Origin of the sequence: Enteroscipio rubneri (assembly GCF_002899715.1) — a bacterium.
Lineage (GTDB): Bacteria > Actinomycetota > Coriobacteriia > Coriobacteriales > Eggerthellaceae > Enteroscipio > Enteroscipio rubneri.
In genome coordinates this window covers 111,521-118,328 of record NZ_PPEK01000008.1, presented here as the reverse complement: position 1 = coordinate 118,328, position 6,808 = coordinate 111,521, and the positions used below count along the sequence as shown (strand labels likewise).

Below are 6,808 nucleotides of genomic sequence, written 5' to 3'. Positions count from 1 at the left end.
GAGCCCGCTGGGGCGGTGGGCGATGCGGTGTCGGGAGGTGCGGGCGTCGCGCCTGGCCTTACCTTTCGCGTTGCGGCAGTTGCTCTGCTGTGCCTGTTTACCGGGGTGTTCGAGGAAGGGGTGTTCCGCGTACTCGCACTCGATGCTTTCGCGCTCGCTTTCGGCACGGGTCGGCGAAACGGCTACGACGCGACCGTTTCCGGATCGATCGCTTTCAAATCCGCGGGCCCATGGCCGCGGGGTATGCTCAAAGCGGCGATTGCTTCGTCGGCATTGTTCGGCATCCTGCATGTGTCGGCGGTGGACGCAGCCGCGGCGGGAAGCGCCGTCGCTTGGGCGCAGTTTGCGCTCAAGCCCGTGCAGGCGGGCTTGTTCGGATTCTTCATGGCGGCGCTCTTCATGCGCACGGGCAGCCTTTGGACGGTTGCGGGCGTGCATGGCTTGTTCAACCTGATGTATACCGGTCCCGTGCTTGTGACGAGCGGCCTTTCGTCCACCTACGTTACAGGAAGTCCCGCCGATCTTGCGCTGCTCGCAACGACGGTGCTTCTGCTCATCCCGCCGGCTCTCGCCGCCGCGCACACCTTCGGAAGTCCTCGCGAGGGATCGTGCGGACCCCCCTGATTCGTGAACCCGCCTCCTGCAGCGCGACCAATCCGATCTTTTGCGTCAGAGAAGTATTTTCGGCCTTGCATCGGCTGGTCAACTCCTGTATCATCTGTTCTTGCTTTCGACCGAGGTCGGAAAGCGAATGCGGGTGTGGCGGAATTGGCAGACGCGTACGGTTCAGGTCCGTATGAGAGCAATCTCATGAAGGTTCAAGTCCTTTCACCCGCACCACTGGTTTTTAAAGAAACCCCACGTCAAAAACGTGGGGTTTCTTTTTCATACCTTGAAGAACGCCTTTGCACCCCTCCTGGGGCGCATAGGTTGCATTGCGAGCGCGCATCCTGCGCATGTTGGCGAGCAGCCGCAACGTCGCGATTCGGGGCATTGCCCTATAATAGGCGCATGGTAGGCAACAGGCAGCTCATATTACAACGATACCGGCCCATCGTCGAGGCGGGCTCAGGTGGATTCGGCACGGTACAGGTTGCCTGGGATACGCGCATCCAGCGAAAAGTCGCCATCAAGATCATCGAGCTCGACGAAGCGGATGCGGCGCGTGCAGCCCTTCCTGGTGCCGATGCAATGCGCGCGCCCCAAGCCTCGTGGGACGAAGGCGCCGGATTCGCGGAGGAAGGGTTCGAAGACGACGGATGCGAGGGGTCTGGGGCCTTCGATAAAGAAAACGCGGAGCCGTTCGTGCGCTCGCTCGCGCATGTGCCGGGTCTCGACGAGGCTCGGACCGCTGCCATGTTGAGCGACGCGAGCATCGTGGCTGTCTACGACTTCGAGGTACAGGGATCAACGGCCTACCTCATCATGGAGTACGTGGAGGGCATGACGCTCACGCAGCTTTTGCGGCGCTACGACGAGCATCTCACGCTCGATATCGTGGCGGCCGTGTTCGCGGCTGTATCCCATGCGCTCGAGGTGGCGCACGACAACCAGGTTCTTCACCTGGACATTAAACCGGACAACGTGCTCATCAACCGACAGGGACAGGTGAAGGTAACCGACTTCGGCCTGGCTACGCTGGCGGATGCGTCCGGCTTCGGCGTTGCGGGCGGGGGAACCATCGGCTACATGCCGCTCGAGCAGATGCGGCAGGAGAGCCTGGACGCTCGCTGCGACGAATGGGCGCTTGCCTCGGTTGTCTACGAAATGCTGGCGGGAGAGAATCCCTTCTTGGCGCCCGACCTGGCGCGTGCGGAAGCGAGCATCGAAGATGCCGAACTCGTGCTGCCGTCGTTGTGCTGGGACGAGCTCGATGCGGCGGCCGACGACGTTATCTTCTACGCGCTCGACCCTGACCGCGAAGAACGCTACGACAACGTGACGGATTTCGCTGAAGAGTTGGAACCTTTTTTGGGGGATCCGAAGCGCGGCGTGCGGGAGCTGGCCGCCCTGGTGGGACAGGCCCGGATGGACAACGAAGAGGACGGGCGCGCACTTGAGGAAGCGCCGGTCGACCGCGTTCCCTTGAACGAGCGCGTCACGTGGCGCCAGCGCATGATCGCAGCTCATGTGCTGGGTGCGGCCGGGAGCGCGCTCGTCGCGCTCTTGGCGCTGTCGAACGTTCCCGTGCCGAACGAGATGCAAGGGCCGGTGTTCTGGGGGCTGCTTGCCCTCATCGCGCTCGCCGGCGCGCTCAAGCCTCACCTGGGCGCTTTGCTTGCGTACGTCGCGCTTGCGGCCGCTTTTATCGTGCGCGATGCGCCCGCTGCGGGATGCGTCCTGCTGGCGGCGACCGCAGCCTGGTGGTACGGTGCGGGCCGCAAAGGCGATGCCGCCGCGAATGTCGCCTTCGCGCCTGCGCTTGCCGGAGCTGTGGGACTAGGTCCGATTGCGCCGCTTGCAGCCGGTTTCTGCCTTCGTCCGGCTCGTGCGATTGCGACGACGGCGTTTTGCGTGCTTGTCGCTACGCTGCTGGCGGCATGCGGTTCTCAGACACTCTTGGGGTGGGAAGCGTTCGCGCACATGGATTTCGCCGGAGTCGACATTCAGGCAGGCATGTACGCCCTCCTCGTGCAGCCTGCCTACTGGTGCATGGTCGCCAGCTGGTTCGTGGCGGTGCTTGTGCTCAGCGTGTTTCGGCTGCGGAAGACGCGCGCGTTTGCGGCGCTGGGCACGATTGCCGCCGGGGCGCTTCTGCTGGGCGGGCTTTTTGCCGCCGGGTACGTGACCGGCGCGACGGCCCAGGCTCCCGCTCTGCCCGATCTGCTCGTTACGCTTGGATCGTCGGTCTTGGTGCTGGTCGCGTGCGTATTCGTCGAAACCTGTCCGGATGAATATGCGTACGATGACGTTGCGCTTGCAGGTGACGAGGGGTAGAAGCGGGAAGCTGCCAGGGAGGGAGGGCAGCTTCCCGCGGGAGATGGCTTTACTTCACCGTTCCTCCGGCAACGATCTTGCCTGCAACGTAGCCGTGCGTGAGCGCCATGCCGACGGAGCTGCCGGCGGCTGGCGTGGAATAGGCGTTGCCGAAACGCTGGCCCAGGCAGTTGCCCACTGCATACAGGCCTTTGATGGGAGTCTTCAGGTCGGAGGAGAGCACGTTAAGATTGTCGTCGGTCACCATGCCGCATAGGCTGACGAGGCCGACGTAGCCGCGTCCGGTATTCGGCTGCGCCGATCCGAAGAACGGCGGGTTCTCGATAGCGCTCATGAACACGCTGTCCTTGCCGAAGTCGGAGTCTTCGCCAGCATGGCACATCTCGTTGTAGTGCTCGATAGTGGCGAGCGCTTCCTTCTTGGCATCGCCCTCGTAGCCCAGGTAATCCAGCAGCTCGTCGATGGTATCGGCAGCGTACACCTGGTCGGGCATCGTGTTGTCGTATTCGATGACGTACACGCCGTCGACGCTGACGCCTTCCGCTCCTTTCCCGACGGCAGACTGCATCTGCTCTTCCATACGATCCATGATCTTGATGATGTCGACGCCCGCTGCGCCCCAGTTGGGGGAGAAGTGGTCGGTCGAGCACTGCTTCATAACGTCCATGTACTTGGAGTCGCAGATGGTGGCCAGAATGCCGCGCGGCTGCTTGAGCGTGGTGGGCTTGATGTAGGGCGTCATAGCTTCGTTCATGAAGCGCTTGCCGTAGTCATTGAGCCACAGGAACGGCGTGGTGCCCCACGGACCCGCGTTGCCGCCGTTGGTGTTCATGCAGGGGCGCGGCGCCTGCTCGATGAAGCCGCCTGCCCAGCAGCCCAGCTTGTGTCCGGTGCCCTTGTTGTTGCTCTCGCCGGTCATCTCCTCGCGAGGGATGTCGCAGCGCAGCGACTGCTCGTTGATGTCGGTGCACAGGTTTACTACCATGTCGGGATTTGCGCCGAAGTCGCCGGTGGCCAGGATGACGCCCTTCGCGGCGTTGTAGCGCACGTATCCGTCCGGTCCTTTCGCGATGACGCCCGTCACGTCGCCCGCGTCATTCTGCTCGAGCACCGTGACGTCGGTCTCGAAGAAGTACTCGGCACCTAGCTTTTCGGCGGCGTCTTTGCAGTACAGCGCTATTTCGGTCATGCGCGATACGTCCTCGCGCCCGCAGACCGGCGTTGGATTCTTGGTGCTGAGGTTTTGGATGGTCGTGGCCCAGGACTTGAAACCGCCGCGCTCGAAGGGATAGTAGCTGCCGTCAGGCATGTTGTAAGCCACCTGGATTTGGGCCTGGCCGGTCTCAAGGTCGAACAGGTTGGAGGTCTCCGGGATCTGCGCGATGATGTTGTCCAGCATGTCGCCGGAGTTCGCCACGAACTTGCGGATGATCTCGGCGCTGACGCGCCCGCCTCCGCGGCGGATAAACTCGGCCACGATATCGCCCACCTTGTAGGGACCATAGCCTTTTTCTACGAGCCACTGCGCGTTGAACGCGCAGATATCGTTGCCCAGCTGCACCCAGGAAGCTTCCGGCTGGATTTCCAGCACGGCCACCTTCGCGCCTTCCTGAGCCGCGGCAAGCGCAGCCTGCACGCCGGCGTTGCCGCCGCCGCACACCACCACATCGTAATCCTTCGTCTCGGCAATGTCGCCCTCGTCTACGACCGGCTTCTCGCCCAACCAGTCCTCTGCACACTCATACCCCTTGGGAAGGGCTCCGGCGTCCGTCGTGTTGCCGGCGCTTCCGCCTTCTTCGGGCTTCGCGGGGCTGCAGCCAGCCAGCGCGGCGCCGCCTGCGGCGAGTGCTCCGGTGGCTAGAGCGCCTTTGAGGAAGTTCCGTCGATCGATTGCATGTTCCATGGTGCATCCTTTCCTTGTGATTTCGGCGCGAGCCTTGTGGCTATCGGCCCAGTACCGTGCATCCTGCGGCATGATGTCGCGAGTGCATCGGGTAGAGCACGCAGCCGCTTCCCTGTGGTCATGATCCCCTGCGGCAGCGCCGTCGCCCGTATGATTGCGCAGGTTGCGCGTGAAGTCGCTATCCATCCGGTATGGTTTTGGCTGCGGGTCGCGCGCAGCCTATCAAAACCTGATAGGTTGCTGTCGGGGCGGTGTGGTAGTATCGTTTGACATAAGGGCTTGTGGGGAGGGGAGTCGGTGCGAACTGACGTGAGGAAACGGTCTTCCGGCATGGCGGTGGCCTTCGCCGGATTTGTGCTGTACTCTGTGTACGTCTGCACGACGTTCGTCTCGCCCACCACCATCTCCTCGGTTGTAGAGATCGGCTATCTGCCCAAGGCGCTCTACCTGTTCTTCATCATTCTGGGCCGCATGGTGGGGCTTGCTGCGGTGACCGTGCTCCTTGTACGTCGCAAGCGCCAGCTTCCGCTGGCGGCATCGGTGGCGGCCTCGGCGGCTTGCGCGCTAGTCGGATTCGCCATCATGGCCATCGTCTTTCAGCTCACTGCGGTGGCGCACATCGAGGTGCTGCTGCCCTGGTTTTTTGCCAGCGGCGTGTGGATCGGCGCGGGGGATGCGTTCGCTATCGTGCTGTGGTTCACGTTCGTCAGCGCGCTTCCCATCCGGTCGAGCTACGTGTTTCTGGTCGGAGCAACGGTGGTGGCCGCCGTACTGTACATCGCGACAACGTTTCTTCCTGCGCCTGTACCGTGGGTTGTGGCTGTGGCGTCGTACTTTGCGGCGCTCGCCTGTTGCGTGCGCGCCCTGCGCTCTGGCGAGCATTCCGCGCGCGCTGAGCGGCTTGTCGATCCATCGGCTGACCGTCGAGCGTTCCGGCACCTCGGTCGCCCACTTGTCGGCGTGGCGCTCATGGCCTTCATGGCCGGTCTCATGATGAACGTGACGGGTCAGGAGAATATTTCGCTCGAAACCTACCAGCGGACCGCCTTCGTCATCATGTTCTCGCTGAACGGCATCCTGCTGCTGCCCGCCCTGCTGGCGCCCCAAGCGTTCCAGGTGCCGCGGCTCTATAAGTTCATCCTGCCCTTGTCGGCTCTGGGCTTCTTGCTTCTCCCGCTTGCCTGGGACGCCATCGGGCGCGGTATGGTGAATTCGTTCGTGCAGGTGGGTTTCACGTTCACGAACATTATCTTCTACTGCCTCATCGCCGAAGAGTACCGCTCTGAGGAAGCGAGCCCACTCAAGGTGTTCTGCATCATGCAGCTTGTCGTGATGGGCGCGAACTTCGCAGGACTCTTCTTCGCGTTTTTCTACATCGGCTACCTTGAACCCGGCGATATTGCGCTCACCATCCTGGCGCTCGTGGCGGTCTACCTTATCCTCATTGCCACGCTGGTATTGTTCAAGGATAAGAACCTCGTGAAAGAAGGGGGTGGCAGACGGGGTGCGCCCAAGGCGAGAGCCGCCGATACGCTGGATGCCCCTGTGGTTACGGGCGGCGCAAACGAGAGCGGCGCGTCCGAGGCGGACGGCGTTCGGGCGTCTGAGCGCGCGCAGGTGTTGATAGAACAGGCCAACCTTTCGGTGCGGGAGCGCGAGGTGCTCGACCACCTGCGCCAAGGCCGCGCGCCAAAGACCATCGCCAAGCTCCTGTTTGTGTCGGAGAACACCGTGCGTTTCCACATTCGCAACATCTATCAGAAGTTCGGCGTCCATTCGCGCACGGAGCTTATGGAGCTGTTCGACGTGGAGCTTGACGCAGCGGCAGCGAACATGGTCCGAGCACCCTCTCGTCCTGAGTGAGCTTGAGCGTGTCGGGGTCCCCCTCGCGGGCGCTGCCTTCCGAGCGTTTTGCAATATCCTTGAGTTCTGCGCTGCTGTGCAGCCTTCTTGTCGTTCCCGCTGCAG

At 62.7% G+C, this 6,808-nt stretch carries 4 protein-coding genes and 1 tRNA gene; 4 read left to right on the top strand and 1 reads right to left on the bottom strand.

Annotation, left to right across the window (positions count from 1 at the left end; all coding sequences use genetic code 11):
- The 3 genes from C2L71_RS07905 to C2L71_RS07895 form a co-directional block, all read left to right on the top strand.
- Positions 1–624: CPBP family intramembrane glutamic endopeptidase (locus C2L71_RS07905; protein ID WP_129588490.1), on the top strand; the 624-nt coding region annotated here is incomplete at its 5' end.
- A gap of 129 nt (positions 625–753) precedes the next feature.
- Positions 754–840, top strand: a tRNA-Leu gene (locus C2L71_RS07900).
- A 171-nt stretch (positions 841–1,011) separates the two neighbouring features.
- Positions 1,012–2,937, top strand: coding sequence for a serine/threonine-protein kinase (locus tag C2L71_RS07895; protein ID WP_103265223.1), 1,926 nt, complete (start codon positions 1,012–1,014; stop codon positions 2,935–2,937).
- A 49-nt stretch (positions 2,938–2,986) separates the two neighbouring features.
- Here C2L71_RS07895 and C2L71_RS07890 read toward each other — a convergent pair whose 3' ends face one another.
- Positions 2,987–4,840, bottom strand: coding sequence for an FAD-binding protein (locus C2L71_RS07890; protein WP_170042471.1), 1,854 nt, complete (start codon positions 4,838–4,840; stop codon positions 2,987–2,989).
- 330 nt (positions 4,841–5,170) lie between these two features.
- On the opposite strand from C2L71_RS07890, the gene C2L71_RS12430 reads away from it, so the two are divergent.
- Positions 5,171–6,703: a helix-turn-helix domain-containing protein gene (locus tag C2L71_RS12430; RefSeq protein ID WP_103265221.1), complete on the top strand. Its 1,533-nt coding sequence runs from the start codon at positions 5,171–5,173 to the stop codon at positions 6,701–6,703.
- The last annotated feature ends 105 nt before the right edge of the window (positions 6,704–6,808 follow it).

Excerpts from the sequence above, each read along its gene's own strand:
- C2L71_RS12430 (WP_103265221.1), top strand. The coding sequence starts at position 5,171 with ATGGCGGTGGCCTTCGCCGGATTTGTGCTGTACTCTGTGTACGTCTGC.
- C2L71_RS07890 (WP_170042471.1), bottom strand. The coding sequence starts at position 4,840 with ATGGAACATGCAATCGATCGACGGAACTTCCTCAAAGGCGCTCTAGCC.
- C2L71_RS07895 (WP_103265223.1), top strand. The coding sequence starts at position 1,012 with ATGGTAGGCAACAGGCAGCTCATATTACAACGATACCGGCCCATCGTC.